This is a genomic window from Micromonospora sp. M61 (assembly GCF_018070245.1).
Lineage (GTDB): Bacteria > Actinomycetota > Actinomycetes > Mycobacteriales > Micromonosporaceae > Micromonospora > Micromonospora zamorensis.
In genome coordinates, this window is sequence record NZ_JAGPYA010000003.1 from 114540 (window position 1) to 140456 (window position 25917).

Here is a 25917-nt window from a genome sequence, read left to right on the forward strand (position 1 = left end):
GCCATCCTAATTCTGCGTATGGTCTACGCATAACAGCGTACGACCTACGCAGAAGGGGGGCTGGTCATGATGGCGACGACCACACCGGCACCACGGGCGGGCCGACGGGAGTGGATCGGGTTCACGGTGCTGATGCTGCCGCTGCTCCTGGTCTCGATGGACGTGTCGGTGCTCTACTTCGCCGTCCCGTTCATCAGCGAGGAGCTGCGCCCCACGGCCACCCAGCAGCTCTGGATCTTCGACATCTACGGCTTCGTGCTGGCCGGGCTGCTCATCACCATGGGTGCTCTGGGCGACCGGATCGGCCGACGCCGGCTCCTGCTGATCGGCGCCGCCGCTTTCGGGGCGGCGTCGCTGCTGGCCGCGTACGCCGACAGCGCCGCGACGCTGATCGCCGCGCGCGCCGTGCTCGGCATCGGTGGGGCCACCCTGATGCCGTCCACGCTCGCCCTGGTGCGCAACCTGTTCCACGACGCCAAGCAGCGGGGCACCGCCATCGGCATCTGGACCGCCACTCTCACCGGCGGCATCGCGCTCGGCCCGGTGCTCAGCGGCATCCTGCTGGAGCACTTCTGGTGGGGCTCGATCTTCCTGATCAACATCCCGGCGATGCTGATGCTGCTCCTGCTCGCCCCGGTCCTCGTGCCGGAGTCACGCAACCCGGCGACCGGGCGGTTCGACCTGTTCAGCGCCGCGCTGTCCCTCGGCGCGCTGCTGCCGGTGATCTACGGCATCAAGGAGATGGCCCGCGACGGCCTCAGCCCGGCGCGGGTGCTCGCCATCGTCGCCGGCCTGCTGATGGGCGCGCTGTTCCTGCACCGGCAGCGGACCCGGGCGTACCCGATGATCGACCTCGCGTTGTTCCGTCGCCGCGGCTTCGCCGGCTCGCTCGCGGTCAACCTGCTGGCGATGTTCGCGCTGGTCGGCTTCGCCATCTTCACCACCCAGCACCTCCAGTTGGTGCTCGGCCTTAGCCCGCTGCGAGCGGCACTGTGGAGCCTGGTGCCGTCCCTCGCTGTGGGCGGTGTGGCGCCGGCCGCCGCCGCGCTCGCCCAGCGCGTCGAGCGGGCGTACCTGATCGGAGCGGGGTTCGGGATCGCCGTGCTCGGCTTCGCGGTGCTGACCCGTGTCACGCCGGAGTCGCCGCTGTGGCTGCTGCTCGTCGGCGCCAGTGTCTACGCCGGTGGTCTGGTGATGGTGATGTCGCTCGTCACCGAGCTGGTCCTCGGCGCGGCGCCGCCCGAGCAGGCCGGAGTCGCGTCGGCGCTGACCGAGTCCAGCAGTGAGCTGGGCGGCGCGCTGGGAATGGCGATCCTCGGCAGCGTGGGCGCGGCGGTCTACCGGCGCGAGATCCTCGACGGACTGCCGGCGGGGATGCCCGCCGACAGCGGTGACGCTGCCCGGGAGACCCTGGGCGGCGCGCTCGCGGTGGCCCAGGAGTTGCCGGCGGATCTGGCCGACGCGGTGCTGCACGCCGCCCGGGTCGCGTTCACCGACGGGTTGCACCTCGCGGCGGTCGCCGCCATGGTGGCGATGGTGCTGGGCGCGGTCGCCGCGCTGGTCACGCTGCGCGGCGCCCAGCCGGCCGACCCGACCGCGGCGCTCCCGAGCGACCCGACGCCGACCGCGCTGCCGGCGCCGGCCGAGGCGTAGCCGCCCCAAATGATCGACTCGGTTTCCCGGAAGTCGGGGCGTCCCGAACGCGGGGATGCCACGGTTTCCAGGAAACCGAGTCGATCAACGTTGCGCACCACGGGGGGTCGCGCCACCAGGGTGGCTGCTCGGGGGCGTCAGTCGGTGAGCACGTGCGCGAGCCGGTCGCGGAAGCGCCGCTCGGAGTCGCTGACGGACTCGCCTCCGATGCCCAGCAGCCCACCGCTGGACGCGGCGCCCACGACCTGCTCGGCGATCTTCACGAGCCAGTGCTTGTACGCACCGGCCTCGCCCTCGTCGACCCGGGCGGCCAGCAGCGCGGAGGCCTCGCCGGCGCGCAGCAGCACGTCGTCGATCATGGCCTTCGGGTCGGCGGGCGCGATGACCGGCAGCTCCGCACCGGTCTCCGGGTCACCGACCCGGGTCACGATCTCGCCGGCCACGGCCGCGACCAGCGGGCTGGCCGACTCCCGGCCGGCGGCGATGGTCTCCAGGCCGGCAGCGGTCTCCGCCATGGTCCGGCGGGTGCCGTCGGACTCGGCGGCGCTCGCCGCGGTCAGAACCGACTGCGGCAGGCCGACCAGCAACCCCCACTCCCCGTCGGAGAAACCGAAACCGGTGTACGCCGGCTGCTCGATCACGGCAATGCCCCTTCCGCCCTGCTCTGCTTGGTCACTCGGTGCTTCGCTTGGTCGATCAACGGGCCCGACAACGGGAGCCCGGGTCAGGCTAGTCCAGGGTCAACAGGCCCTGTTCGGACACCACGCGCACCGACAACGTCTTGTACCCGACCTCATCGAAGAGAACCGTCATCTTGTCCTCCTCGTAGGAGAGCACCATGCCGCGCCCCCACTCCGGGTGACGCACCTGGCTGTGCACCGGGAACGGCCCGACCGCACCCTGGTCGGCCACGCTGGTGCCGTTGTGGCAGTTGTCGCAGTGGCCGCACACCTGCGTCATCTGCTCGCCGAAGTAGGCCAGCAGCGTCTGCCCCCGGCAGGCGGTGGTCTCGGCGAAGGCCCGCATCATGTCGGTGCGGGACCGGGTCACCGTCTGCTGGCGTTCCGCCTCGGCCAGTGCCGCCGCGGCGGCGTCCGCCGGGGCGGGGGAGTAGCGGGGAGCGCCGATGCGCTGCCGTGCGCGCGGCTCGGCGGCGCCGATCTGCTCCAGCAGGGAGAGGTACTGGCCCAGCTTGCGCGGCCCGAGGCCGGTGGTCTCGCGCAGCTCGGTCTTGGTGGCCGGCTTGCGGCGCAGCAACGCGGCCAGGTCGCGCAGCTCGTCGACGTCGGGCAGGCCGCCGCTGAAGAACCGCTGCAGGCCCACGTCCTCGGCCTGCCAGAGCAGCAGCACCCGGGCCGGTTGCCCGTCGCGACCTGCCCGGCCGATCTCCTGGAAGTAGCTGTCCGGTGAGTCGGGCAGCGCCATGTGCGCCACCCAGGCGATGTTCGGCTTGTCGATGCCCATGCCGAACGCCGACGTCGCCACCATGATGGGAACCTGGTCGGCGAGGAACGCCTCGTGCAGCTCAGCACGGGCGCCGGCCGCCATTCCACCGTGGTAGAACTGCGCCGGGAAGCCGGCGTCGGTCAACCGGGTGGCCAGTTCCTCGGCGGCGCGGCGGGTCGGAACGTAGATGATCCCCGGCCGCTCGTCGTCGCTCAGCAGCGCGACCAGTCGCCGCCACCGGTAGTCCTCGGTCGGGCAGTGCGCGACCTCGAGGAACAGGTTCGACCGGTCCAGCCCGGAGACAACGACCTCCGGGTCGCGCAGCCGCAGCCGGGCGATGATGTCGTCGCGTACCGGAGGGGAGGCGGTGGCGGTCAGCGCGACCACCGGCGGCCGACCGATGCCGTCGATGAGGTGCCCGAGCGCCAGGTAGTCGGGGCGGAAGTCGTGCCCCCACGCCGAGATGCAGTGCGCCTCGTCGATCGCCACCAGCGCCGGCTTCAGATCGGCGACCTCGGCCATCCGGTCCGGGTTGCTGAGCTGTTCCGGGGTGATGAACAGGAACTCCGCCCGGCCCTCGCGGATCTCGGTGATCGCCTCCGCCTGCTGGGTGGGCGACTCGTTCGAGCTGATCCGCACCGCCCGCAGCTCCGGGCGTTGCCGCTCGTTGAGGGAGGCGATCTGGTCCTGCTGGAGGGCCAGCAGTGGGGAGATCACCACGGTGGGGCCGGGGATCAGGCTGGCCGGAATCTGGTAGATCGCCGACTTGCCAGCCCCGGTGGGCAACACCACCAGGGCGTCACGTCGCTTCATGACCGCGCGCATGGCGGCCAGCTGGTTGGGCCTCAGCGCCTTCCAGCCGAAAAGGCTGCGGGCCGCGCGGCGCAACGTCATCGAATGCGTGGACAGTTTCATCGAGGGCCGGAGGTACCCGAGCCCATGACCGCCGAAACGCATTCAGGCGATCATGGGCAGGGCATCGGCAATGTCCCTGGGTAGCCGGCTCGTCTGATCCGGGGCTCAGCGCAGGCGGGGCAGGACCTCGCGCTGGTACAGGTCGAACAGGCCCTGGTAGTGCGGGCCGGTGTTGGCCACGTACACCTCGTCGAAGCCGGCCTTGGCGTACTTGTCGATCATTTCCAGGTGCGCGTCGACGCTGTTGCCGCAGACGAACGCGTCCCTGACCATCTCCGGCTTGACCAGCTCGGCGGCCTGCTCGAAGTGGCGCGGTGAGGGAAGCACCTGGGACAGCTCGCCCGGCACCCCCGCGTTCGGCCAGCGCTCGTACGCGATGCGCATGCCCTCGTCCTCGCTGTCCGCGTACGCCGCCTTGAAGCCGGCCTGGCACGGCTTGTCGCCGCCGCCGTTCTCGCGGAAGCGCCGGACCATCTCGCCGTCGGGCATGGTGCTCACGTAGCCGTCGCCGATCCGGGCGGCCAGGTCGATGGACTTCGGCCCGAAGCCGGAGACGTAGATCGGCGGGGGAGTGTCGGGCAGCGTGTAGATCCGGGCCTGCTCGACTGTGTAGTGCTTGCCGTGGTGGCTGACGAAGCCGCCGGCCCACAGCGCGCGCAGCACCTCGACGGCCTCCTCCAGCATCTCCAGGCGGACGTCGGCCTGCGGCCAGGCGTCACCGAAGATGTGCTCGTTGAGCGCCTCGCCGGTGCCGACGCCGAGCACGAACCGCCCGCCGTGCAGCACCGCGCTGGTCGCCGCCGCCTGCGCGATCACGGCCGGGTGGATCCGCACGGTCGGGCAGGTCACCGCAGTGGTCACCGGGAGCGAGCAGACCTGGCTGAGCGCGCCGATCATCGACCAGACGAACGGGCTCTGGCCCTGCGCGTCCACCCACGGGTGGTAGTGGTCGGAGATCCACAGCGCCTCGAAGCCGGCCCGTTCGGCACCGCGCGCCTGCTCCAGCAGCTCGGCTGGCGTGAACTCCTCACTGGACAGAAAGTATCCGATCTTCATCGTTTCCCCTTCGGCGCGCGAACCTGCTGATGGGGAATGCCGTACCCCGGGCGGGGTCGGCCACACACGGCTCGCCGGGCCCGGATCGGTGTGCGGCGCTCAGCGTCGACCGAACATCGCCCGGATCGCGGCGAGCAGCAGCAGCGCGCCGACCACCAGGCCGAGCAGGCGTACGCCGGGGATGTCGGCCGGGCTCGTCGCGTCGGCCAGCAGGGCGGGGTCCATCCCCGCACTCTCCCGGGGAGCGGGCCGCCAGGCAACTGTAAGGTTTATTGACTATTGAATCGCCCGGTGTGACCATGGCATGACCGCCTGCCGGTGGCGGTGCGCCGAGGGCGCGCGAGAGATGGGGTACGGGGGCCGCATGAGCGAGCGCGACCAGTGGTTTGACGGGGGCGCACCGACGCCGGTGCTGGAGACAGACCGTCCTGAGGGGGCGGTGTGACCGGGTCCGCCGGGCATCTCCCGGCGCTCGCCTCCGCCGTCCTGCAACCCGGGTTCGTCGGCACCACGCCGCCGCCGTGGGTGTGTCGCTGGCTCGGTGAGGGCCTCGGCGCGGTGGTGCTGTTCGCCCGCAACGTCGTCGACCCCGCGCAGGTGGCGGCACTCACCGCAACGCTGCGCGCGGAGCGGCCGGACGTCATCGTGGCGATCGACGAGGAGGCCGGCGACGTCACCCGACTCGAGTCGGTGCACGGCAGCACCCGGCCCGGCAACTTCGCCCTCGGCGCCGTCGACGACCCGGCGCTGACCGAGGCGGTCGCCCGGGACCTCGGCGTCGAGCTGGCCGCGGCGGGGGTCACCCTCAACTACGCCCCGGACGCCGACGTCAACTCCAACCCGGAGAACCCGGTGATCGGAGTGCGGTCCTTCGGCGCCGACCCGGCGCTGGTCGCCCGACACACCGCCGCCTGGGTACGCGGCCTCCAGGCTGGCGGTGTCGCGGCCTGCGCCAAGCACTTCCCCGGCCACGGCGACACCCGGGTCGACTCACACCATGACCTGCCCCGCATCACCGCCGACCGGGCCCGGCTGGACGCCTGCGAGCTGGCCCCGTTCCGGGCCGCCGTGGCCGCCGGGGCGCAGGCGGTGATGACCGGCCACCTGCTGGTGCCGGCTCTGGATCCGGAGCTGCCTGCCACGCTGAGTCAGCGCATCCTGGGTGGGCTGCTCCGCGACGAGATGGGCTTCTCCGGCGTGGTGGTGACCGACGCGGTGGAGATGCGCGCGGTCGCCGACCGCTACGGCTTCGCCGGGGCGACGGTTCGCGCCCTCGCCGCCGGAGCCGACGCGATCTGCGTCGGTGGCGAACGGGCCGACGAGCAGGCGGTGCGCGAGCTGCGCGACGCCATCGTGGCCGCGGTCGTCTCCGGCGAGCTCCCCGAGGAACGACTCGCCGAGGCGGCCAAGCGGGTCGGGCAACTCGCCGCCTGGACGATGGCCGCCCGCACCGCCGGGTCGGCCGGAGTGCGCGGTGCCGCCGACGTCGGGCTGGTCGCCGCCCGCCGGGCCGTTCGGGTCACCACCGCCCGGGCCGCGGCCGGGGCGCTGCCGTTGACCCGCGCGGCGCACGTCGTCGAGTTCGAGCCGCTGCGCAACATCGCCATCGGCGCGGAGACCCCGTGGGGCATCGGCGCGCCACTGGGCGAGCTGCTGCCCGGCACCAGCACGGTCCGCTACGCCGAGCCCGACGTGCCGGCCGATCCGGGCGCCGGGGCCGGCACCCGCCCACTGGTCCTGGTGGTCCGCGACCTGCACCGGCACGACTGGATGCGCTCCGCCGTGCAACGCGCGCTGGCCGCCCGCCCGGATGCGGTAGTGGTCGAGCTGGGCGTGCCGGAGCTGGTGACCGGGTCGGTGCACCTGGCCACCCACGGCGCGACCCGGGCCAGTGGCTGGGCCGCCGCCGAGGTGCTGACCGGCACCCGCTGAGCCGACCGTCCCGCCTACGGCAGGTCGGCGACCAGGTCGGCGTACTCGGGGTGCTTGTCGATGAACGCGGCCATGAACGGGCACTGCGGCACCACGGTGCCACCCCGGGCGCGGACCTCGTCCAGGGTGCCCCGGATCAACGCGCCACCCACGCCCTTGCCCTGGAAGCCCCGGTCCACCTCGGTGTGGGTGAAGACCAGGACCTCCCCGCGCATCAGGTACGCGGTGAAGCCGGCCAACGCGTCGTCGACCAGGATCTCGAAGCGGTGCTTCGCCGGGTTGTCCTCGACCAGGGTGCTCATCCGGCCATTCTCCCCGTGCTGCCGGCCAGCGCGTCGAGTTCGCCGAGCAACCGGTCCACCTCGTCGGCCGTGTTGTAGTGGTAGATGCTGGCCCGCACCGCGCCGCCGCTGTCCCGCAGACCCATCATCTGGAAGTACTCGTAGGCGTAGTAGTCGCCGACCGACAGGCAGAACCCGGCGGCGCCCAACGCCTCCTGGGTGGCCGCCGGCGACATCCCGGCGACCCGGAACGACACCGTCGGGCAGCGACGGGCCGGCGAGCCGTACACGGTGACCGCCGGCCGCTCGGCCAACCCGGCGAGCAACTGGTCCAGCAGCGCCTCCTCGTGCGCCTGGGCGGCGGCCAGACCGGCCCGCAGCCGCGCCCGCCGGTCCCCGACCGCGTCCGGGTCCAGCCCGGCCAGGTGATCGACCGCCGCGGTCACCCCAGCCAGCAGCGGGAAACTCGGCGTGCCGTACTCGAACCGGTCCGGCACCGCGTCGGAGGACGGCACCAGCTTCGCCGGGTGTAGCGCCGCCCAGTAGGCCGGGTCGGCCACCATCGCCGCCAGGTGCGGCCCGGACCACTTGTACGCGCTGGTCACCAGCACGTCGGCGCCGAGTGAGGTCAGGTCGGTCGGCCCGTGCGGAACGGAGTGCACCCCGTCGACGTGTACGAGCGCGCCGACGGCGTGCGCGATCTTGGCGATCGCCGTCACGTCCGGCATGGTGCCGATGGCGTTGCTGCCGGCGGTCACCGCGACCAGCCGGGTCCGCTCGCCGACCAGGTCGGCGTACTGGGCGGCGGGCAGTTCGCCGGTGTGCCGGTCGACCTCCGCCCAGCGCACCGTCGCACCGGCCGCCTCGGCGGCCTGCACCCACGGCCGGATGTTGGCGTCGTGGTCGAGCCGGGACACCACCACCTCGTCACCCGGGCGCCAGGTCGCGCCGAGCGTGCGGGCCAGGGTGTACGTCAGCGCGGTGGCACTCGGGCCGAGCACCACCCCGGCCGGGTCGGCGCCGAGCAGGTCGGCCACCGCCGAGCGGGTCTCGGCCACCAGCTCCAACGACCGGCGGCCCGGTACGTTGGCGGCGCTGCGGTTGCCGACCGCCGCGCGCATGGCGTCGGCGACCGCGTCGATCACACCGGCGGCGGTCTGGGTGCCCCCGGCCCCGTCGAAGTGGACGAAGCCCTCGGTCAGGGCGGGGTACGCGGCCCGGGTGCGGGCGATGTCGAACGGCATGTCCCGGACCCTAGCCGGTGCTCCCGCGACCCCGTCCAGCCACCGGCTGATCACCGATCGACTGTGACATCGCGGGCGTCTCGTACTCTTGGCGAGGTGACGAACCGACCCGCCACCATGCCCATGCCCACCGTCCGCCGCGCCGCCGGTCTGTTCGCCGGTCTGGCGCTCGGCATCGCCGTGCTCGCCGGCTGCAGCTCCCAGGGCGCCTCCACAGACTGTTCGGTGGACGCCTGCACCGTCACCTTCGATCGGGGTGTCGACGCGAGGACCACCATCCTGGGCGTCGAGGCCAAGCTGGTCGGCGCCGAGGGTGACCAGGTGACCGTCGAGGTCGCCGGCGAACAGCTCACCCTCACCACCGGCCAGCAGGCCGCCGAGGCCGGGGGTTTCGGGGTGACCCTGGACAGCGTGACCGACCAACAGGTCAAGATTCGCGTAGCGCGTAACCCGGGCAGCTGACCTGGGCGGGCGGCGGTGGCCGACGTTTGAGAATCTTCGCAATCGGAGATTGTGACGCCATGTCACTTACCCGTAGCGCCGAAGCCACCGCCTCCCGTACGGCGGACAGCCGGTGGCTGGAACTCCTCGCCCGGGCCGGCTTCATCGGCTACGGCATCGTCCACCTCCTCTTCGCCTGGCTGGCATTGCAGATCGCCTTCGACAAGTCGTCCGACGACGGCGACCAGTCCGGCGCGCTGCGTACCCTCTCGTCACAGCCCCTCGGTAAGTTCCTGGTCATCGCCGTCGCGGTCGGCCTGCTCGCGATGGCGATCTGGCAGGCGCTGGAGGCGGCGGTCGGGCACCGCGCCGAGCGGGGCAAGGAGCAGGTCATCGAACGGCTCGCCTCGGCCGGCCGGACCATCGTCTACCTCTACTTCGCCTGGACCGCGTTCAAGGTCTTCAAGGACGCCGGGTCGAACAGCGCCGACCAGCAGGAGGCGCTGACCGGCAAGCTGATGACCTCCAGCGGTGGTCGCTGGCTCGTCGGCCTGGCCGGGCTGGTGCTCGCCGCGATCGGTGTCGGCCTGGTCATCTACGGCGCCCTCAAGAAGTTCGAGAAGCACCTGAAGACCGGTGAGATGAGCCCGAAGACCCGCCAACTGGCCCGCCGGCTCGGCATGGCCGGATACGTGGCCAAGGGCGTCGCGTACGGCATCGCCGGTCTGCTGGTCATCGTCGCGGCCGTGAACTACGACCCGGAGAAGGCCCGTGGTCTGGACGCCGCGCTGCACACCCTGCGTGAGCAGTCGTACGGCACCTTCCTGCTGACCCTGGTCGCCCTGGGCATCGCCGCCTTCGGCGTCTACTGCTTCCTCCAGTCCCGGTACCGCAAGGTCTGAGCTGGTCGATACCACGGTCGTCGGGCACTCTTGGGCTTTTGCCCGGAGTGCCCGACGCCTGGTCGAAGGGGAGCACCGAAGCCTTGCAGAACTATGTCGAAACGGCCGTCGCCGCGCTCGTCGCGGCGGCGGTCGCCCTGTTCCTGGTCGAGGTCGTCCACCGGCTGACCCGGCGGTTCGGCCGTCGCTCGCTGTTGATGACCGAGCTGACCGACCACGCGCACCGCCCGTTCCAGGTCGCCGGGACGGTCCTCGCCGTGCAGTTCGCCGTCCGTTTCAGCACCGGGTACGCGGTCGGCGAGAGCTGGCGCCGCCTGCTGCTGCACCTGCTCGTCCTCGCCGTCATCGCCACCGCGGCCTGGCTGGTGGCCTCGCTGCTGGTCGTCGTAGAGGACACCGCGCTGGCGCGGTTCCGGGTCGACGTGCCGGACAACCGGCACGCCCGGCGGGTCCGGACGCAGGTGGTGATGCTGCGCCGGCTGACCATCGCGGTGATCGTCATCCTGACCATCGGCGTGATGCTGATGACGTTCCCCAGCGTGCGGGGCATCGGCGCCGGTGTGCTGACCTCGGCCGGTGTGGTCGGTGTGGTGGCCGCGCTCGCCGCCCAGAGCCTGCTCGGCAACGTGTTCGCCGGCCTCCAGCTCGCGTTCAGCGACGCCGTCCGGCTCGATGACGTGGTCGTCGTCGAGGGGGAGTGGGGTCGGATCGAAGAGCTGACCCTCAGTTATGTGGTCGTGCAGATCTGGGACGACCGGCGGTTGATCCTGCCCACCTCGTACTTCACCAGCAAGCCGTTCCAGAACTGGACGCGGACCGAGGCGGCGGTGCTCGGCACCGCCGAGTTCGACGTGGACTGGGCGGTGCCGGTGCAGACGATGCGCGAGGAGCTTCGCCGCATGGTCGAGGGCACCGAGCTGTGGGACGGCCGGGTCTGCGTCCTTCAGGTCACCGACGCCACCGGCGGGATGGTACGAATGCGCGCGCTGGTCAGCGCCGCCGACGCGGGCAGCCTGTGGGACCTGCGCTGCCTGGTCCGCGAGCATCTGGTGGCCTGGATCCGGGACAACCGCCCGACCGCGATGCCCCGGATGCGCACCGAGCTGGGCGACTCCAGCAGCAACCTGCCCTGGCAGTGGGTGCAGCCGAGGCGGCCGGCACGCCGCCTGTCGGAGACCGAGGCACCGGACGACGCTCGCGTCTTCGGTGGCAGCGACGACGGCGACGCCCGCAGTGAAGCCTTCGTGGGCCCCGAAGAAACCCGCCCCTGACCGGTCCGCGCCCGGCCGCCGCGTCGCGCCGCCCGAGTGCTGCCCGCAGGACCGTGGCGATCATGGACTTGCCGGGCCGGTGCGCCCGGTTTGTCCACGTCAACCTCATGATCACCGCTGCGCGACCGGGGTTGGTGGTCCGTTGCGGGAGGTTTGGTCGGGCTTGGGTGGGGGATGTGCTGCCGGACGTCTCTGGCGTGATCAGGGTGGGACGGTGCGCCGGTCCTCGGCGCGGCGTCCCGACAACGCGGACGGTGAGCTGCTCGGTGCGCTTTAGGATTGACGGGCGGCGACTCCGGGCATACAGCGCGGTGATGAGGAAAGGAGGACAGCATGGCTGACGTGGCGAACGCCCGCACATCCCAGAACGGGAGCGAGCCCTCCACCGCCGAGTTGGTGCAGCGGGCCACCGAGCAGGTCTCCCGTCTCGTACGGGACGAACTGGCGCTGGCCCGAGCGGAGTTGACCGAGAAGGGCAAGCACGCGGGCATTGGCATCGGGCTCTTCGGCGGCGGCGGCGCACTGGCGTTCTACGGCCTGGGCGCGTTGGTCGTCACGGCGATCCTGCTGCTCGACCTGGTGTTGCCCGCCTGGGCCGCCGCGCTGATCGTGGCGGTCGCCTGTTTCCTGGTGGCCGGCATCCTTGCCCTGGTGGGCAAGAAGCAGGTCAGCCGTGCGGTCCCACCGATGCCGGAGGCGACGGTCCGCAGCCTCCGGGCCGACATGGACACCGTCACCGCCGCGGTGAAGGACAGGGGGCGGCAATGACCGGCAACGGGACCGGCGACACGGAGGCGCTCCGCGAGGAGATCCGCCGCACCCGGGTCGAGTTGGGCGAGACGATGGAGGCGCTGGCCGCCAAGGCCGACGTCAAGGCGCGCCTGAAGGTTTCCGCCGAGCAGGCGAAGGAGCGGATGCGCGAGCAGGCGGCGCAGACCGTCGCCCGGGTTCGCGGGCAGGCCGTGCGTGGTGCCGGAATGGCCCGCGCACAGGCCTACGAGAAGGGTGAGTTGGTGCGCGCACAGGCGCACGACAAGGGCGAGTTGATGCGACGCAACCCGGTGCCGTGGGCGGCGATCGCTGCCGGTGCGGTGGCCACCGTGGTGGTGCTGATGATCGTGCGGGGGAGGCGTAGGTGAGCAGAAACATCGGCAGGGTCGCATACCGGCCGGTCGGCGTGTTGTTGGGTATCGCCGCGGGCACGGTGGCCGGGGCGATCTTCCGGCAGGTCTGGAAGGTCACCGCGGGCGACGGTGAGGCACCCAACGCCATCGACGAGGATCGCGGCTGGGGCGAGATCCTGGCCGCGGCGGCGTTGCAGGGGGCCATCTTCGCGGTCGTCCGGGCCGCTGTGGACCGGGGCGGCGCGGTCGGCGTCCGCCGGATGACCGGCAGCTGGCCGGACTGACCACACAGCGACTTCAGCCCCCTTCCCGCATCGATGGGAAGGGGGCTTTCGCATGGCTTCGGACGCCGCCCAGCGGAACTGAGGCATCCGTCAGGTCACATGTCGGAGAAATTCGTCGGAGAGGTCGTGACAGACTTTTTACCTCCGTGATTTGCTGGTCCCCGCTGTTGCGAGATGGCGTGGGTTGAGAGAAGTCTCCTTCGTGGGGCCGCCTCAGGCACCGCCGCTCGAAAACGGCCAATCGGCCGGACGGCGTGCGCGGCCGCCAGTTTTTCGAGGGAGATACACATGGCTCAGGGAACCGTGAAGTGGTTCAACGCTGACAAGGGCTTCGGCTTCATCACCGTCGATGGTGGGGGTGCTGACGTGTTCGTCCACTTCTCGGCCATCCAGACCAGCGGCTACCGCTCGCTGGAGGAGAACCAGCGGGTGGAGTTCGAGATCGCTCAGGGTCAGAAGGGCCCGCAGGCTGAGCAGGTCCGTCCCATCTGAGTGAGATGGCCGGCCCCCCGCCGGTCAGTGGGACGGTCCGGCACAGGGCCGTTGAAAAGCCCCGCATCCTTCCAGGGATGCGGGGCTTTTCCGTGCCAGGCCACCAGGGCCAGTTGGTCAGCGTCGGCGGCGCGAGCGCAGGCCGAGCCAGAGCACCACCAGCCCGACCAGTGCCACGATCGGGCCGATCACCGCCCAGATCTTCTGGTCGGTCATCACGCTGCCGCTGACATAGCCGAGGCCCTGCACCGTCCACACGGCACCGATCACGACGGCCAGCAGGCCGAGGGTGAGCGAAAGCCAGCCCCTCATCGCGTCCCCTCTCCGACACCCGAGGCGGCGCGTCGCCCTCCAGCATGGTCGGCCGGGTGGCGCGACGCGAGCACCCCGGGCGTGCGGGTCACCACCGGTCGTGCACCTGCGGGCGGATCAGCTCGTCGTAGGTCTCGCGTACGGCTGCCAGTTGGTCGTCGCTCAGCGACGACAGGTCCGCCGCAGCGGCGTTGCGCCGGGCCTGGTCAGCGTCGCGGGCACCGGGGATGACCACGGTGACGCCCGCCTGGTCGAGCACCCAGCGCAACGCGAACTGCGCCATCGTGCGGTCCGCGTCGACCAGCGGCGCCAGCCGGCGTACGGCGGCGAGGCCCTGCGCGAAGTCGACGCCGGAGAACGTCTCGCCGACGTCGAAGGCCGCGCCGGTGCGGTTGAAGTTGCGGTGGTCGTCGGCGGCGAACTCGGTGTTCTCGTCGTACCGGCCGGAGAGCAGGCCGCTGGCCAGTGGCACCCGGGCGATGATGCCCACGCCGGCCGCCGCGGCTGCTGGCAGGACGCGCTCCAGCGGCTTGTGGCGGACCGCGTTGAGGATGATCTGGACGCTCGCCACGCCCGGCCGGGCGATCGCGGTGAGGGCCTGGTCGCAGGTCTCGACGCTGACCCCGTACCCGGCGATGGCCTTCTCGGCGACGAGGGTGTCGAGGCCGTCGAAGACCTCGTCGGAGGAGAACACGGCGGTGGGCGGGCAGTGCAGCTGGACGAGGTCCAGCGTGTCCATGCCCAGGTTGGCTCGGGAGCGGTCGGTCCACTGCCGGAAGTTGGCCAGGGTGTACGCCTCCGGCCGCTGCTCGACGCGGCGGCCCATCTTGGTGGCGACGGTGAGCCCGGCGTCGGGTCGGGAGCGCAGGAAGCGGCCGATCAGCTGCTCGCTGCGACCGTCGCCGTACACGTCGGCGGTGTCGAGGAAGGTGACTCCGGAGTCCACGGCGGCGGCGAGCACCGCCATCGCGTCGCCCTCGCTGACGGTGCCCCAGTCGGCGCCGAGCTGCCAGGCGCCCAGGCCGACCGCGCCGACGGTCCGGCCGAGCCGGTTGAAGCTGCGCTGTTCCATGCCCCGAGCCTAGTGATCGGGTTGCCGGCCTGCCACGCGAGCCGTATCTTGAAACAAGACGGACGTACGGTTTGGGAGGCTGCGATGTGGGACCCGACCACCTACCTGCGCTTCGGCGACGAGCGGTCCCGGCCGTTCCACGACCTCGTCGCGCGGATCCCCGCCGAGCGGCCCCGGGCCGTGGTCGACCTCGGCTGCGGCCCTGGCCAGCTCACCGCCACCCTCGCCCAGCGCTGGCCGACCAGCCGGGTGCGCGGCCTGGACTCCTCACCCGAGATGATCGACAGGGCCGCCGCCCTCGGCACTCCCGTCGACTTCGCGGTCGCCGACCTGCGCGACTGGCGTCCGACCGGCGACGAGGACGTGGTGGTCAGCAACGCCGCGCTCCAGTGGGTGCCGGGTCACCAGGAGCTGCTGCGCAGCTGGGCCGGCGAGCTGCCCGCCGGGGGGTGGCTGGCCCTGCAGGTTCCCGGCAACTTCGCCGCCCCGTCGCACCGCGCCCTGCGCGAGGTCGCCGACCAGCCGGCCTGGCGGGCCGAGATCGCCCCGCTGCTGCGCGCGGACCCGGTCGACGACCCGGCCGACTACGCGGCGCTGCTGACCGCCGCCGGCTGCGCCGTGGACGCCTGGGAGACTACCTACGTGCACCTGCTGCCGGCTCGGCCCGCCGCCGAGCACCCGGTGCTGACCTGGATGGAAGGCACCGCGCTGCGCCCGGTCCGGGCCGCGCTGGACGCCGCCGGCTGGTCGGCCTTCCGGGCCGAGCTGGGGGTACGACTCACCGCGGCGTACCCGGTGCGGCAGGGTCAGGTGTACTTCCCGTTCCGCCGCGTCTTCGTCGTCGCCCGCACCGGCGACCATGCCCAGGAGAACCCGTGACCGACCTGCCCACCTTCATCGCCGGCCTGCCCAAGGTGGAGCTGCACGTGCACCACGTCGGCTCCGCCTCGCCCCGGATCGTCGCCGAGCTGGCAGCCCGCCATGAGGGACGCACCCCCGTGCCGGCCGACCCGGAGGCGCTCGCCGCCTACTTCGAGTTCCGTGACTTCGCGCACTTCATCGAGGTCTACCTGAGTGTGGTGGACCTCATCCGCGACCCGGAGGACGTCTGGATCCTCACCCACGAGGTGGCCCGGGAGCTGGCACGCCAACAGGTCCGGTACGCGGAGCTGACCATCACCCCGTACTCGCACGTGAGCCGGGGCATCCCCGCGCCGGCGTTCTGCGAGGCGATCGAGGACGCCCGCCGGCGTGCCCTGGCCGACTTCGGCCTCGAACTGCGCTGGTGCTTCGACATCCCCGGCGAGGCGGGTCTGCCCTCCGCCGAGGAGACGCTGCGCATCGCCCTGGAGGAACGCCCGGACGGGCTGGTCAGCTTCGGTCTGGGTGGCCCGGAGATCGGCGTGCCCCGACCGCAGTTCCGGCCCTACTTCGACCAGGCCCGCGCGGCCGGCCTGCGCTCGGTGCCGCACGCCGGGGAGACCACCGGGCCGCAGACGATCTGGGACGCGCTGAACGAGCTGGGCGCCGAGCGCATCGGGCACGGCATCTCCGCCGCACAGGACCCGGAGCTGCTCACACACCTGGCCGAGCGGCAGATCGGGATGGAGATCTGCCCGACGTCCAACGTACGGACCCGGGCGGTGGCCAGCCTCGACGAACACCCGCTGCCCCAGCTGGTCGAGGCCGGGCTGCTGGTCACCATCAACTCCGACGACCCGCCGATGTTCGGCACGACCCTCAACGACGAGTACGCGGTGGCGGCCCGTCTGCTCGGGGCCGGTCGCGAGGGTCTGGCCGGGCTGGCCCGCAACGCGGTGACCGCGTCCTTCCTCGACCCCGCCGGCAAGCAGCGGATCAGCGCCGAGATCGACGCGTACCTCGCCACCGCCGGCTGAGCTGGGCGGCCGGAGCGCGGCTGAGCCGCTGGGCCGTTCGGGGGAGCGGGGCGCGCGGCGGGAGCGTGGGTGTGGGGGGACCTGAGACTCCCGCCGCGCGCGCGGCTTCACCGGCCGGGGGTGCGTGGTGCGCTCGACCGGTGAAACTGGTGGGTTCGTGCACTGATCCTGTCAGCCCGAAGCCGGTCACACGCGATCGTTAACCGCGATCTAAGGAAGACTTGCGCCAACCCACAACCCGGGCCGTTGCGGTCACTCGTCGGTGGGGCGCTGGCGGGGCCAGCGACGTCCGCTGGACTTCGTGTCCCGGGCGTCGCGGGCCATCCGGCCGACCAGACCGAAGCGGCTCACCTGCCGGGGCGTCGCCTCCGGGTCGGCGAGCAGCATCACCACGCTGGCCCCGCCCAGCCGGGCGCGGTCGATGCTCACCGACCCGTTGGCCTGCAAGGCCACCCGCTTGGCGATGTCCAGCCCCAGCCCGGTCGAACCCTGGTCGCTGGTGCCGCGGCGCAGCGCCCGGTCCGGGTTGGTGATGCCGGGCCCGGCGTCGTCGATCCGGATCGCCACGTAACCGTCCCGTCGGGACACGGCCACCTCGAACGCGGTGCCCTGCGGCGTGTAACGGAAGACGTTGCCGATGACCGCGTCCAGCGCTGCGGCCAGCTCGGCCCGCGGCACCGGCGCCGGGATGCGCAACTGCGCGCCGTTCACCCGGTGCGGCCGGTTCTGGTCGCCGGCCAGGGCCGCCCAGAACACCATCCGGTCCCGGACCACCTCGCTGACGTCGCACATCGCCGGACCGGCCTCGTGCGCCACTGACTTGCGGGTCGTCTTGATCAGCACGTCGATCTCACCCTCCAGGGTGACGATCGCCTGGCGGATCCGCCGGATGCCCCGGAGCCGGTCCAGCTCCGCCGGGCTGAACGAACCCACGCTGGTGTCGTCGGACTCCAACGCCTCCGCGTCCAACCGCAGCACCGTCAACGGGGTACGCAGACGGTGCGACAGGTCGGCCACCAGCTCCCGCTCATCGGTGCGGGCCGCGTCGAGCCGGTCCGCCATCCGGTTGAAGGCGTACCCGGCCTCGGCCAGCTCGCGGGGACCGGTCGGCTCCACCCGTACGCCCAGGTCGCCGTCGCCGATGGACAGTGCGGCCTTCACCAGACCTCGGGTCGAGTCCACCGCGCGGGCGGCGACCCGGTCGACAACCAGCACCGCCGCGCCGGCCATCGCCGCGCCGACCGCGAACAGCAGCAACCAGGTGCCGCCGGCACCCTCGCCCAGCGTCGAATCCGGGAGGAACACCTCGACCACGGCCGTCCGGTCACCGAGGACCACCGGGTCGAGCCGGACCACACCGCCGTCGACGTCCACCACCAGCGACCGCCGGTCGGCACGGGCTCGGTCCAGGTCACTGCCACTGGCCCGGCCCGCGGACTCGTCCAGACCCAACCCGTGCACCACCGGCCGGGTCTGGGCACCCTCGGCGCTGGCCACCACGGCACGCTCGACGACCGTCGGGTCGGTGCTGACCGCCAGCGCGCCGGTCACCAGCGCGCTGCGCCGGGCGGCGTCGGCGATCGCCTCGTCCCGGCTCTGCTCACGCAGGCTGAGGCCGAGGGGGATCAGGAACGCGAGCGCGACGAGACTGCACATGCCGGCCGTGAGCAGGGCCAGCGCCGTCCTCAGTCCGGTGCCACCAGCCGGAACCCGACCCCCCGCACGGTGCGCAGGTAACGCGGCTTCGCCGCGGACTCGCCCATCTTTCTGCGGAGCCAGTACAGGTGAACGTCGATGGTCTGATCCTCGCCGACCGATGGCTGCCGCCATACCTCCTCCAAGAGTTCCCGGCGGGACACTACCCGCCCAGGTCGCGCGGCGAGATACGCCAGCAGGTCAAATTCCTTGCGGGTCAGCGCCAGTGGCTCCCCGTCGAGCTGGGCACTGCGTTCGCCCACGTCCACCTTGAGCCCGCCGACGCTGTGCACAGCGGGTTGCACCGTCCGGCTGGCCCGCCCGGCCCGGCGCAGCACTGTGGTGATCCGCGCGTCCAGGTGCGCCCCGGTGAACGGCTTGACCATGTAGTCGTCCGCGCCGGCACGCAGCAGCTTGACCACCGACTGCTCGTCGTCGCGGGCGGTGGCGATGATGATCGGGACGTCGGTGATGCCGCGCAGCATCCGCAGCGCGTCCGAGCCGTCCAGGTCCGGCAGACCCAGGTCGAGCACCACCAGGTCGGGCGTCTCCGCGGCGACCCGGCGCAGCGCATCCAACGCCGTACCCACGGCGTGCACGGCATGCCCCCGGTCGGTGAGGGACCGCAGCATCGCACCGCGTACGACGTGATCGTCTTCGACCAGGAGCACGGAGGCCACGACAAGACCGTACTGGGCCTGGCAAGTTGATCGCGTTGCGACGTGCCTGGCGAGGGGGCAAGCTGGTACGACGATGTCGTTCACCCTGTTCGCCGATGCCCGCCTGGCACTCGCCCGGGACAGCCTCGCCGGTCTCTCCACCGGCGACGCGCTCGGCGCTCAGTATTTCCTGCCGGGGTCGGCACCTGCGGATCTCACCCCGCAGGCGTTGCCGCCGTCGCCCTGGGAGTGGACCGACGACACCGAGATGGCCTGCTCGGTCCTCGCCGAGCTCGCCGACTCCGGCAGCATCGACCGGGACCGGCTGGCCCTGGCCTTCGCCGAGCGCTGCGAGCCGCGCCGGGGCTACGGCGCCGGCGCGACGCTGATCCTCCGGCTGATCCGCACCGGCACCCCGTGGCCGCTGGCCGCCGCCTCCGCGTTCGACGGTCAGGGCTCCTGCGGCAACGGCGCGGCCATGCGGGTCGGTCCGCTGGGCGCGTACTTCGCCGACTCGACCGCGCGTGCCGCAGCCCAGGCCCGCTCCTCGGCCGAGGTGACGCACGCGCACCCCGAGGGCATCGCCGGCGCCGTCGCGGTCGCTGTCGCCGCCTCGTTGGCCGCCCGAGCCCGCCTCGACGGGCACCGGCCAGCCCCGGAGCGGCTGCTCGCCGGGATCGCCGCCGCGCTCGATCCGGGCACCGAGGTGCACCGGAGCGTGAACCGGGCAGCCGGGCTGCTCGGCCGGCCACTGCCCCAGGTGGTGGCGGCGCTCGGCAACGGCTCCCGGGTGACCGCGCAGGACACCGTCGGGTTCACGCTCTGGGTGGCCGCCACCCACCTCGACGACTATCCGACGGCGATCCGGACGTGCGTGCGGGCGGGTGGGGACGTGGACACCACGTCCGCCATCGCCGGGGCGGTGGTGGCGGCGTACACCGGCGTCGGCACCTCCGGGGGCGTGCCCGAGCCGTGGCTGGCCGCCCGCGAGCCGCTACCCACCTGGCTGCCCTGACCACCCGGCTGGCCTGGACCGCCGCCCGGCCTGGCCGCCCGGGTCATGATCGACTCGGGTTTCTGCAGATCGGGGTGTCCGTGCCGCGTTGATGCCGCGGTTTCCGGGAACCCGAGTGGATCACCGAGATGACGCGGAAACGGCGGGCGTCGGGGTCTGGTCCTGGTCCGTGCGGCCGGTGACCTCGGCGAGCGTCGGGGTCTGGTCCTCGTCCGCTCCGCCGGTCACCTCGGCCAGTGCGGTGGCCTCGCCCGGGTCGCGTCGGCGCCACCGGCTGACCAGCCAACCGATCGCCGCGCCGCCGCCCAGGCCGGCCAGCAGGCCGGCGGCCAACATCCCGTCGGCGCTGCCGGACTCCTCGTCCGCGCCAGTGGCCGGGGCGTCGGCACCGCTGTCCGCAGCGGCTGGCGCACCGGCCGCCGGACCGCCGTGCCCGCCGTGTGCGGCCTGACCCGCCGCGCCGGGCGCCGCCGGCAGCAGGGTGAGCGCCGGGGCCCGGTGCGGGCCGGCGGCGTCCGCCCACCGGACCACAGTGCCATCGGCGTACGTCTGGACCACCTCGAAGGTGAGCCGCTCCGCCTGCGGCATCGGCCCCATGGACAGCGCCAGCCGGGCCGGGCCGGGATCGCTCTCGCCCACCCGGACCCAGGTCACCGCAGTGGTCACCGTGCTCACGCCGGACGAGTGGATGCCGGCCACCGGCTTGTCCAGGGTGCGGGAGCTGATCCGGGGCGCCCAGCCGTTCACCGACATCGGGTAGACCTCGGCGATCGGCGCGTCGGTCGGCAACCGGACCTCGATCTGGTTGGTCTTCGTGCCGGCCCGCTCCTCCGGCACGCTGAACTCCAGGCGTACGGCGTCGCCCTGCCGGGCCTCCGTGGGGGTGGTCGTCACGTCCACCGCGTGCGCCGTGCCGGGCCAGAGCAGCAGCCCGGCGGCGGTCAGCGCGGTCACCGCCGTGATCCGCCGTCGGCGCTCGCCGCCGTACGTGCTCGCCATCTCGTGCCCCCATCCGTGTCCGCGCGACCGGCACCGGTTCCGGCCACACTCAGTAGTTCGGCTGCGAGGCGCGAAAGGTTCAACGCGGACGTGAGGAAGGTGCCCTTCCCGGTCGAGGGTGGGGCGACCGATAGCATCGGCAGGAGCCGAGGATCGGCACCGTTTCGTACCACTTGGAGGAGTCACCGTGTCCGCACCCCGTACCCCCGCCGTGGCCGACCCTGTCGTCGTCGCCGCCGGGACGACGGCGGCCGACGCGGTGGCCGCGGCCGGACTGCCCGCGAACGGCCCCAAGGCGATCGTCGTGGTCCGTGACCCGCAGGGCCAGTTGCGCGACCTGGACTGGTCGCCGGCCGAGGAGACCGTCGTCGAGCCGGTCAGTCTGGACTCGCCCGACGGGCTGAACGTGCTGCGCCACTCCACCGCGCACGTGCTCGCCCAGGCAGTGCAGGACATCTTCCCCGAGGCCAAGCTGGGCATCGGCCCGCCCATCGAGAACGGCTTCTACTACGACTTCGACGTCGACAAGCCGTTCCAGCCCGATGACATCAGCAAGCTCGAGAAGCGCATGCAGGAGATCATCAAGTCCGGGCAGCGGTTCCGTCGCCGCCGGTTCGACAGCCTGGACGAGGCACGCTCCGAGCTGGCCGACGAGCCGTTCAAGCTAGAGTTGATCGAGGTCAAGGGCGAGGGCCTGGACACCGACGAGGTGATGGAGGTGGGCGGCGGCGAGCTGACCATCTACGACAACCTCGACGCCAAGGAGGACAAGGTCTGCTGGTCGGACCTGTGCCGGGGCCCGCACCTGCCGACCACCCGCCTGATCGGCGCGTTCAAGCTGATGCGCTCGGCCGCCGCCTACTGGCGTGGGTCGGAGAAGAACCCGCAGTTGCAGCGGGTGTACGGCACCGCGTGGCCGACCCGCGACGAGCTCAAGGCGTACCTGAAGCTGTTGGAGGAGGCCGCCCGGCGCGACCACCGCAAGCTCGGCGCGGACCTCGACCTGTTCAGCTTCCCCGACGAGATCGGCTCCGGCCTGGCGGTCTTCCACCCCAAGGGCGGCATCATCCGCCGCGAGATGGAGCACTACTCCCGCCAGCGGCACGAGCAGGCGGGGTACGAGTTCGTCAACACCCCGCACATCTCCAAGGCGCAGCTGTTCCAGACCTCCGGTCACCTGCCGTACTACGCGGACACCATGTTCCCGCCCATGCAGCTGGAGGGCGCGGACTACTACCTCAAGGCGATGAACTGCCCGATGCACAACCTGATCTTCAGGTCGCGCGGGCGGTCGTACCGGGAGCTGCCGCTGCGGATGTTCGAGTTCGGCACTGTCTACCGGTACGAGAAGTCCGGCGTCGTGCACGGCCTGACCCGGGTCCGTGGCCTGACCCAGGACGACTCGCACATCTACTGCACCCGTGAGCAGATGGCCGGGGAGCTGTCCGCGCTGCTCAGCTTCGTGCTGGACCTGCTGCGCGACTACGGCCTGGACGACTTCTACCTGGAGCTGTCGACCCGGGACGACTCGCCCAAGTTCATCGGGGCCGAGGAAGACTGGGCCGAGGCGACCGAGGCGCTGCGGACCGCCGCCGCGACCTCCGGTCTGGACCTGGTGCCCGACCCGGGCGGCGCGGCGTTCTACGGGCCGAAGATCTCCGTGCAGGCGCGGGACGCGATCGGCCGGACGTGGCAGATGTCCACCATCCAGGTCGACTTCAACCAGCCGGAGCGGTTCGGGTTGGAATACCAGGCCGCCGACGGCACCCGCCAGCGTCCCGTCATGATCCACCGGGCGTTGTTCGGGTCGATCGAGCGGTTCTTCGGGGTGCTCACCGAGCACTACGCGGGCGCGTTCCCGGCCTGGCTGGCGCCGGTGCAGGTGGTGGGCATCCCGATCCGGGAGGACCACACCGACTACCTGCACGGTTTCGTCGCGGCGCTGCGCGCCGAGGGGATCCGGGCCCAGGTGGACGCGGGTGACGACCGGATGCAGAAGAAGATCCGTACGGCGCAGCAGCAGAAGATCCCGTTCATGGTGATCGCCGGTGACGACGACGTGGCCGCGGGCACTGTCTCCTTCCGCTACCGCGACGGCTCGCAGCGCAACGGGGTGCCGGTCGCCGAGGCGGTGACCCACGTGCTGGACGTGGTCAGCTCGCGTACCAACATCGGCCCCTCGGCGGCCGCGGAGTAGCACCGCCCGCGCGGTCGCGCGCCCGCCGCAAGATCGCGCTCGATCCAGGAAGTAGTGGCCTCCCCGGCGTGGGGAGGCCACTACTTCCATTTTTGGGCGCGATCATCGCCCGGAGGCCGACGCCAGGAGTCGGCGCCTGCCGTCAGATGCCGCAGTTCGGTGCTGACCAGCCGCCGACCGCCGCCACGTGGGTGTGGTCGTTGTGGTCCGGGTAGCCGGGGCCGAGGATCTGCCCGAAGCCGTGGTAGCGGGCCTGCTGGGCCAGCCGGCAGAAGGACGGGGACCCGACCAGGTCGACCCCGTCACCGTAGAGGTGTCGACTGTTCGACGCCCCGCCGACCGCGCTGTTGCAGGTGTAGCTGCGGAAGCTGCTGCTGATCGCGATGTTCACGTCCCCGAGGGCGTGCCGCATGGCCTGGAGCTTCCACATCGACACGAGCGCGTTGAACCGCGCGGTGCTCGCCGAGACCGCGCCGCCGGCCCAGGTGCTGTTGCAGTTGTTCAGCTCGGCGTAGCTGAAGTTGACCGGTGTGCAGTCGTCGTCCTGGAGGGCGTAGAGCCGGTTGAACGTCTGCGCGCCGGCGACGCCGTCCGCCGACATCCCGTACGCCTGCTGGAAGCGGATGACCGCGGACCGGGTGGCCGGGCCGAACGCGCCATCGATGGTGAGCACGGCGCCATAGGCGGGGTAGCCGGCGACCCGGATCTGGAGTTGCCGGACGTCTTCGCCGGACATCCCCTGGGACAGGGCGCGACCCCAGGTGTAGCAGCCGTCCGCCTGTGCGGCGCCGGCAGTGAGGGTGACGCCGGCCACTGTGGTGGCGGCAGTCAGGGCGAGTGCCGCGAGGAGCCGGCCGAGCCGTCGGATCATGGAGCCCTCCATCAATGCATGGAAGTTCTTGGATGCAGAAAGTTTCAGGTTTAGGCATTGATCCGTCAAGAACTTGCAGCAAAGAGTTTTCCCGACAGCGGGTGTCGCGGCCCGCCTGGGTGGCTCCGTAGGATCGGCTCGTGACAGGGGCGGAACGGCACACGGACATCGACGGCATGGCGGACGGTCTGGAGCGGCTCTGGACGCCGCACCGGATGACCTACATCTCCGGCGAGGACCGCCCGGCCGAGGGCTACGAGAAGCCGACCGGCTGCCCGTTCTGCCGGGCCCCCAAGCTGCCGCCGGAGGAGAGCCTGGTGGTGGCCCGTGGCGAGCACGTCTTCGTGGTGCTCAACCTCTACCCGTACAACCCAGGCCACCTGCTCGTCTGCCCCTACCGGCACGTCGCCGACTACACCGACCTGGACGTGCCGGAGACCACCGAGCTGGCGTCGTACACCCAGACCGCGATGCGGGTGATCCGCAAGGTGAGCAACGCGCACGGCTTCAACCTGGGCATGAACCAGGGCGGGGTGGCCGGCGCCGGCATCGCCGCGCACCTGCACCAGCACGTGGTGCCGCGCTGGGGCGGTGACGCGAACTTCATGCCGGTGATCGGCCGCACCAAGGTCCTGCCGCAACTGCTCGGTGACACCCGCGACCTGCTGGCCCGCGCCTGGCCGTCCTGACCGCCGCCGGAGCGCGAGGGCCGCGCCGGTCCGGCTAGTCGGCGCGCAGCAGCGCGGCGTACGGCTCGATGATCACACCGCCGATGTCCACACCCAGCCGTCGCATGGCGTCGATCATCCCGCACCCCACCGGTGGGTGCGCATCCTCAATTCCGCCTCGGGATCTGCTACGCCCCGACCCGGCGAAGGTGGCACGATCGGCCGATGGCAGTCACGACACGGACGTTGGGACGCAGCGGCATCGAGGTCAGCGCCCTCGGCATGGGGTGCTGGGCGATCGGCGGCCCCTGGGCGGAGGGCGCCCAACCGCTGGGCTGGGGCGCGGTCGACGACGACGAGTCCGTGCGGGCGGTACGCCGGGCGCTCGACGAGGGCATCACCCTCTTCGACACCGCCGACACGTACGGAGCCGGGCACAGCGAGCGGGTGCTCGGCCGCGCGCTCGCCGGCCGCCGGGACGAGGCCGTGATCGCCACCAAGTGGGGTTACACCTTCGACGAGGCGAGCCGACAGGCCACCGGGGAGGACGCGTCGCCCGCGTACCTGCGCCGGGCCGTCACGGACTCGCTGCGCCGGTTGGGCACTGACCGGATCGACCTCTACCAGCTGCACCTGGCCGACCTGCCGGTGCCGCGGGCGCAGGCGCTCATTGGCACCTGCGAGGACCTGGTCACCGAGGGCCTGATCCGGGCGTACGGGTGGAGCACCGACCGTCCCGACCGGGCCACCGCGTTCGGGCAGGCCGCCGCCGGTGCCACCGCCGTGCAGCACACCCTGTCGGTGCTGCGGGACGCTCCCGAACTGCTCGCCGTCTGCGACAAGTACGACCTGGCCAGCGTCAACCGGGGCCCGCTGGGGATGGGTCTGCTCACCGGCAAGTACTCGTCCGGGTCGACCCTGCCCCGCGACGACGTACGCGGGTTGGCCCCCGGCTGGTTGGAGTGGTTCCGCGGTGGTCGGCCCGCACCCGAGTGGCTGCGCCGGGTCGGCGCGGTCCGTGCGGCGCTCACCGCGGACGGGCGCACCCTCGCCCAGGGCGCGCTGGGCTGGATCTGGGCCCGCAGCGGTCGCACCATCCCGATCCCCGGCTGCCGTACGGTCGCCCAGGTCGAGGAGAACGCCGCTGCCCTGCACCGGGGCCCGTTGCCGGCGGATCAGTTCGTCGAGGTGGAGCGCCAGTTGGCCGCTCTGCGGACCGCAGCCCTCCGCGACGCCGACCGCCCCCACTGGCCCCCTCCCACGCACCCCACCATCCACCCCTGAGCGGGGCATCCGTACCCGTTCGGCGCATCCGTCCGGATACCTGTCCGGTCCGTGCCGCCGTTCCGTCCTGAACTCGGGTGCCGACCCCACCTGTGAGTGCGGCCCCCTGTAGAGCTGCCCCGTATCTGGGGCAGCTCTACAGGGCGCGCGACATGCCATGCCAACCCGCCGAACCGCCGCTGTCGAGCACGAGTTGTGCCTCGCGG

General features: G+C 72.0%; 27 protein-coding genes. 15 read left to right on the plus strand and 12 right to left on the minus strand.

The features are described from left to right. The first annotated feature begins 66 nt into the window (after nt 1–66). On the plus strand, nt 67–1653 hold the full coding sequence (locus KBX34_RS02810; RefSeq protein WP_210923081.1) for an MFS transporter: 1587 nt from the start codon (nt 67–69) through the stop codon (nt 1651–1653). A 137-nt stretch (nt 1654–1790) separates the two neighbouring features. Here KBX34_RS02810 and KBX34_RS02815 read toward each other — a convergent pair whose 3' ends face one another. From KBX34_RS02815 to KBX34_RS33965, 4 genes are all read right to left on the minus strand, one after another. After that, the gene (locus KBX34_RS02815; protein ID WP_210923083.1) at nt 1791–2294 is read right to left on the minus strand and encodes a hypothetical protein; all 504 of its coding nucleotides are present in this window, start codon (nt 2292–2294) and stop codon (nt 1791–1793) included. An 88-nt stretch (nt 2295–2382) separates the two neighbouring features. Then, nucleotides 2383–4014 (minus strand): ATP-dependent DNA helicase RecQ, encoded by a 1632-nt coding sequence (locus KBX34_RS02820; protein WP_088951614.1) that lies wholly within the window; start codon nt 4012–4014, stop codon nt 2383–2385. 105 nt (nt 4015–4119) lie between these two features. Next, on the minus strand, nt 4120–5070 hold the full coding sequence (locus tag KBX34_RS02825; RefSeq protein WP_210793098.1) for a TIGR03557 family F420-dependent LLM class oxidoreductase: 951 nt from the start codon (nt 5068–5070) through the stop codon (nt 4120–4122). Between the two features lie 99 nt (nt 5071–5169). Next, nucleotides 5170–5295, minus strand: a complete 126-nt coding sequence (locus KBX34_RS33965; protein ID WP_255421242.1) for a hypothetical protein — start codon at nt 5293–5295, stop codon at nt 5170–5172. Between the two features lie 216 nt (nt 5296–5511). On the opposite strand from KBX34_RS33965, the gene KBX34_RS02830 reads away from it, so the two are divergent. Further along, entirely contained in the window at nt 5512–7002 is a 1491-nt protein-coding gene (locus KBX34_RS02830; protein ID WP_210923085.1) for a glycoside hydrolase family 3 protein, read from the plus strand. A gap of 14 nt (nt 7003–7016) precedes the next feature. Here the strand turns inward: KBX34_RS02830 and KBX34_RS02835 are convergent, their stop codons facing one another. Next, on the minus strand, nt 7017–7304 hold the full coding sequence (locus tag KBX34_RS02835; protein ID WP_088947340.1) for a GNAT family N-acetyltransferase: 288 nt from the start codon (nt 7302–7304) through the stop codon (nt 7017–7019). Beyond that, nucleotides 7301–8527 (minus strand): cysteine desulfurase-like protein, encoded by a 1227-nt coding sequence (locus KBX34_RS02840; RefSeq protein ID WP_210923087.1) that lies wholly within the window; start codon nt 8525–8527, stop codon nt 7301–7303. Before KBX34_RS02840 ends, KBX34_RS02835 begins: the two co-directional genes overlap by 4 nt. Nucleotides 8528–8623: 96 nt before the next feature. Between KBX34_RS02840 and KBX34_RS02845 the strand changes: the two genes are divergently transcribed. The 7 genes from KBX34_RS02845 (at nt 8624) to KBX34_RS02875 (ending at nt 13041) form a co-directional block, all read left to right on the plus strand. Beyond that, on the plus strand, nt 8624–8989 hold the full coding sequence (locus KBX34_RS02845) for a hypothetical protein (protein WP_141908766.1): 366 nt from the start codon (nt 8624–8626) through the stop codon (nt 8987–8989). 59 nt (nt 8990–9048) lie between these two features. Then, the gene (locus KBX34_RS02850; protein ID WP_210923089.1) at nt 9049–9870 is read left to right on the plus strand and encodes a DUF1206 domain-containing protein; all 822 of its coding nucleotides are present in this window, start codon (nt 9049–9051) and stop codon (nt 9868–9870) included. 83 nt (nt 9871–9953) lie between these two features. Beyond that, nucleotides 9954–11141, plus strand: a complete 1188-nt coding sequence (locus tag KBX34_RS02855) for a mechanosensitive ion channel family protein (protein ID WP_210923092.1) — start codon at nt 9954–9956, stop codon at nt 11139–11141. A gap of 333 nt (nt 11142–11474) precedes the next feature. Next, the gene (locus KBX34_RS02860; RefSeq protein WP_210793093.1) at nt 11475–11909 is read left to right on the plus strand and encodes a phage holin family protein; all 435 of its coding nucleotides are present in this window, start codon (nt 11475–11477) and stop codon (nt 11907–11909) included. Further along, nucleotides 11906–12280, plus strand: coding sequence for a DUF3618 domain-containing protein (locus KBX34_RS02865; RefSeq protein ID WP_210793092.1), 375 nt, complete (start codon nt 11906–11908; stop codon nt 12278–12280). Before KBX34_RS02860 ends, KBX34_RS02865 begins: the two co-directional genes overlap by 4 nt. A gap of 8 nt (nt 12281–12288) precedes the next feature. Next, nucleotides 12289–12549 carry a DUF4235 domain-containing protein gene (locus KBX34_RS02870; RefSeq protein ID WP_371409995.1) on the plus strand — a complete coding sequence of 87 codons (261 nt, stop codon included), beginning with the start codon at nt 12289–12291 and terminating at the stop codon, nt 12547–12549. A 288-nt stretch (nt 12550–12837) separates the two neighbouring features. Further along, nucleotides 12838–13041, plus strand: a complete 204-nt coding sequence (locus tag KBX34_RS02875; protein WP_030338233.1) for a cold-shock protein — start codon at nt 12838–12840, stop codon at nt 13039–13041. Between the two features lie 117 nt (nt 13042–13158). Here KBX34_RS02875 and KBX34_RS02880 read toward each other — a convergent pair whose 3' ends face one another. Together KBX34_RS02880 and KBX34_RS02885 are read right to left on the minus strand one after the other, a co-directional pair. Beyond that, entirely contained in the window at nt 13159–13353 is a 195-nt protein-coding gene (locus tag KBX34_RS02880; RefSeq protein WP_088947347.1) for a hypothetical protein, read from the minus strand. Nucleotides 13354–13441: 88 nt separating this feature from the next. After that, the gene (locus tag KBX34_RS02885; protein ID WP_210793091.1) at nt 13442–14425 is read right to left on the minus strand and encodes an aldo/keto reductase; all 984 of its coding nucleotides are present in this window, start codon (nt 14423–14425) and stop codon (nt 13442–13444) included. An 84-nt stretch (nt 14426–14509) separates the two neighbouring features. Between KBX34_RS02885 and KBX34_RS02890 the strand changes: the two genes are divergently transcribed. Beyond that, entirely contained in the window at nt 14510–15304 is a 795-nt protein-coding gene (locus KBX34_RS02890) for a trans-aconitate 2-methyltransferase (RefSeq protein WP_210923093.1), read from the plus strand. Continuing rightward, nucleotides 15301–16323 carry an adenosine deaminase gene (locus KBX34_RS02895; RefSeq protein WP_210923095.1) on the plus strand — a complete coding sequence of 341 codons (1023 nt, stop codon included), beginning with the start codon at nt 15301–15303 and terminating at the stop codon, nt 16321–16323. Before KBX34_RS02890 ends, KBX34_RS02895 begins: the two co-directional genes overlap by 4 nt. Nucleotides 16324–16575: 252 nt before the next feature. Here KBX34_RS02895 and KBX34_RS02900 read toward each other — a convergent pair whose 3' ends face one another. Both KBX34_RS02900 and KBX34_RS02905 read right to left on the minus strand, forming a co-directional pair. After that, the gene (locus tag KBX34_RS02900) at nt 16576–17979 is read right to left on the minus strand and encodes a HAMP domain-containing sensor histidine kinase (protein WP_172861995.1); all 1404 of its coding nucleotides are present in this window, start codon (nt 17977–17979) and stop codon (nt 16576–16578) included. A 29-nt stretch (nt 17980–18008) separates the two neighbouring features. Further along, entirely contained in the window at nt 18009–18698 is a 690-nt protein-coding gene (locus KBX34_RS02905) for a response regulator transcription factor (protein WP_099852139.1), read from the minus strand. Nucleotides 18699–18771: 73 nt separating this feature from the next. Between KBX34_RS02905 and KBX34_RS02910 the strand changes: the two genes are divergently transcribed. Beyond that, entirely contained in the window at nt 18772–19692 is a 921-nt protein-coding gene (locus KBX34_RS02910; RefSeq protein ID WP_210923098.1) for an ADP-ribosylglycohydrolase family protein, read from the plus strand. 120 nt (nt 19693–19812) lie between these two features. Here KBX34_RS02910 and KBX34_RS02915 read toward each other — a convergent pair whose 3' ends face one another. Further along, a complete protein-coding gene (locus KBX34_RS02915; RefSeq protein WP_210923099.1) occupies nt 19813–20691 on the minus strand; it encodes a DUF1775 domain-containing protein in 879 nt (292 codons plus the stop codon). A 187-nt stretch (nt 20692–20878) separates the two neighbouring features. On the opposite strand from KBX34_RS02915, the gene thrS reads away from it, so the two are divergent. Beyond that, complete coding sequence (gene thrS / locus KBX34_RS02920) at nt 20879–22888, plus strand: threonine--tRNA ligase (RefSeq protein WP_210923102.1); 2010 nt, start codon at nt 20879–20881, stop codon at nt 22886–22888. A gap of 142 nt (nt 22889–23030) precedes the next feature. On the opposite strand, the gene KBX34_RS02925 is transcribed toward thrS, so the two are convergent. Beyond that, complete coding sequence (locus KBX34_RS02925; RefSeq protein ID WP_210793086.1) at nt 23031–23759, minus strand: D-Ala-D-Ala carboxypeptidase family metallohydrolase; 729 nt, start codon at nt 23757–23759, stop codon at nt 23031–23033. A 176-nt stretch (nt 23760–23935) separates the two neighbouring features. Between KBX34_RS02925 and KBX34_RS02930 the strand changes: the two genes are divergently transcribed. Together KBX34_RS02930 and KBX34_RS02935 are read left to right on the plus strand one after the other, a co-directional pair. Continuing rightward, nucleotides 23936–24448 (plus strand): HIT domain-containing protein, encoded by a 513-nt coding sequence (locus tag KBX34_RS02930; protein WP_172862178.1) that lies wholly within the window; start codon nt 23936–23938, stop codon nt 24446–24448. A gap of 204 nt (nt 24449–24652) precedes the next feature. Then, complete coding sequence (locus KBX34_RS02935; protein ID WP_099852145.1) at nt 24653–25711, plus strand: aldo/keto reductase; 1059 nt, start codon at nt 24653–24655, stop codon at nt 25709–25711. Nucleotides 25712–25917: the final 206 nt, after the last annotated feature.

Coding starts and splice junctions, on each gene's coding strand:
- KBX34_RS02810 (WP_210923081.1), top strand. CDS start 67: ATGATGGCGACGACCACACCGGCACCACGGGCGGGCCGACGGGAGTGG.
- KBX34_RS02820 (WP_088951614.1), bottom strand. CDS start 4,014: ATGAAACTGTCCACGCATTCGATGACGTTGCGCCGCGCGGCCCGCAGC.
- KBX34_RS02825 (WP_210793098.1), bottom strand. CDS start 5,070: ATGAAGATCGGATACTTTCTGTCCAGTGAGGAGTTCACGCCAGCCGAG.
- KBX34_RS33965 (WP_255421242.1), bottom strand. CDS start 5,295: ATGGACCCCGCCCTGCTGGCCGACGCGACGAGCCCGGCCGACATCCCC.
- KBX34_RS02835 (WP_088947340.1), bottom strand. CDS start 7,304: ATGAGCACCCTGGTCGAGGACAACCCGGCGAAGCACCGCTTCGAGATC.
- KBX34_RS02840 (WP_210923087.1), bottom strand. CDS start 8,527: ATGCCGTTCGACATCGCCCGCACCCGGGCCGCGTACCCCGCCCTGACC.
- KBX34_RS02850 (WP_210923089.1), top strand. CDS start 9,049: ATGTCACTTACCCGTAGCGCCGAAGCCACCGCCTCCCGTACGGCGGAC.
- KBX34_RS02860 (WP_210793093.1), top strand. CDS start 11,475: ATGGCTGACGTGGCGAACGCCCGCACATCCCAGAACGGGAGCGAGCCC.
- KBX34_RS02865 (WP_210793092.1), top strand. CDS start 11,906: ATGACCGGCAACGGGACCGGCGACACGGAGGCGCTCCGCGAGGAGATC.
- KBX34_RS02875 (WP_030338233.1), top strand. CDS start 12,838: ATGGCTCAGGGAACCGTGAAGTGGTTCAACGCTGACAAGGGCTTCGGC.
- KBX34_RS02880 (WP_088947347.1), bottom strand. CDS start 13,353: ATGAGGGGCTGGCTTTCGCTCACCCTCGGCCTGCTGGCCGTCGTGATC.
- KBX34_RS02885 (WP_210793091.1), bottom strand. CDS start 14,425: ATGGAACAGCGCAGCTTCAACCGGCTCGGCCGGACCGTCGGCGCGGTC.
- KBX34_RS02890 (WP_210923093.1), top strand. CDS start 14,510: ATGTGGGACCCGACCACCTACCTGCGCTTCGGCGACGAGCGGTCCCGG.
- KBX34_RS02900 (WP_172861995.1), bottom strand. CDS start 17,979: ATGTGCAGTCTCGTCGCGCTCGCGTTCCTGATCCCCCTCGGCCTCAGC.
- KBX34_RS02910 (WP_210923098.1), top strand. CDS start 18,772: ATGTCGTTCACCCTGTTCGCCGATGCCCGCCTGGCACTCGCCCGGGAC.
- KBX34_RS02915 (WP_210923099.1), bottom strand. CDS start 20,691: ATGGCGAGCACGTACGGCGGCGAGCGCCGACGGCGGATCACGGCGGTG.
- KBX34_RS02925 (WP_210793086.1), bottom strand. CDS start 23,759: ATGATCCGACGGCTCGGCCGGCTCCTCGCGGCACTCGCCCTGACTGCC.
- KBX34_RS02930 (WP_172862178.1), top strand. CDS start 23,936: ATGGCGGACGGTCTGGAGCGGCTCTGGACGCCGCACCGGATGACCTAC.
- KBX34_RS02935 (WP_099852145.1), top strand. CDS start 24,653: ATGGCAGTCACGACACGGACGTTGGGACGCAGCGGCATCGAGGTCAGC.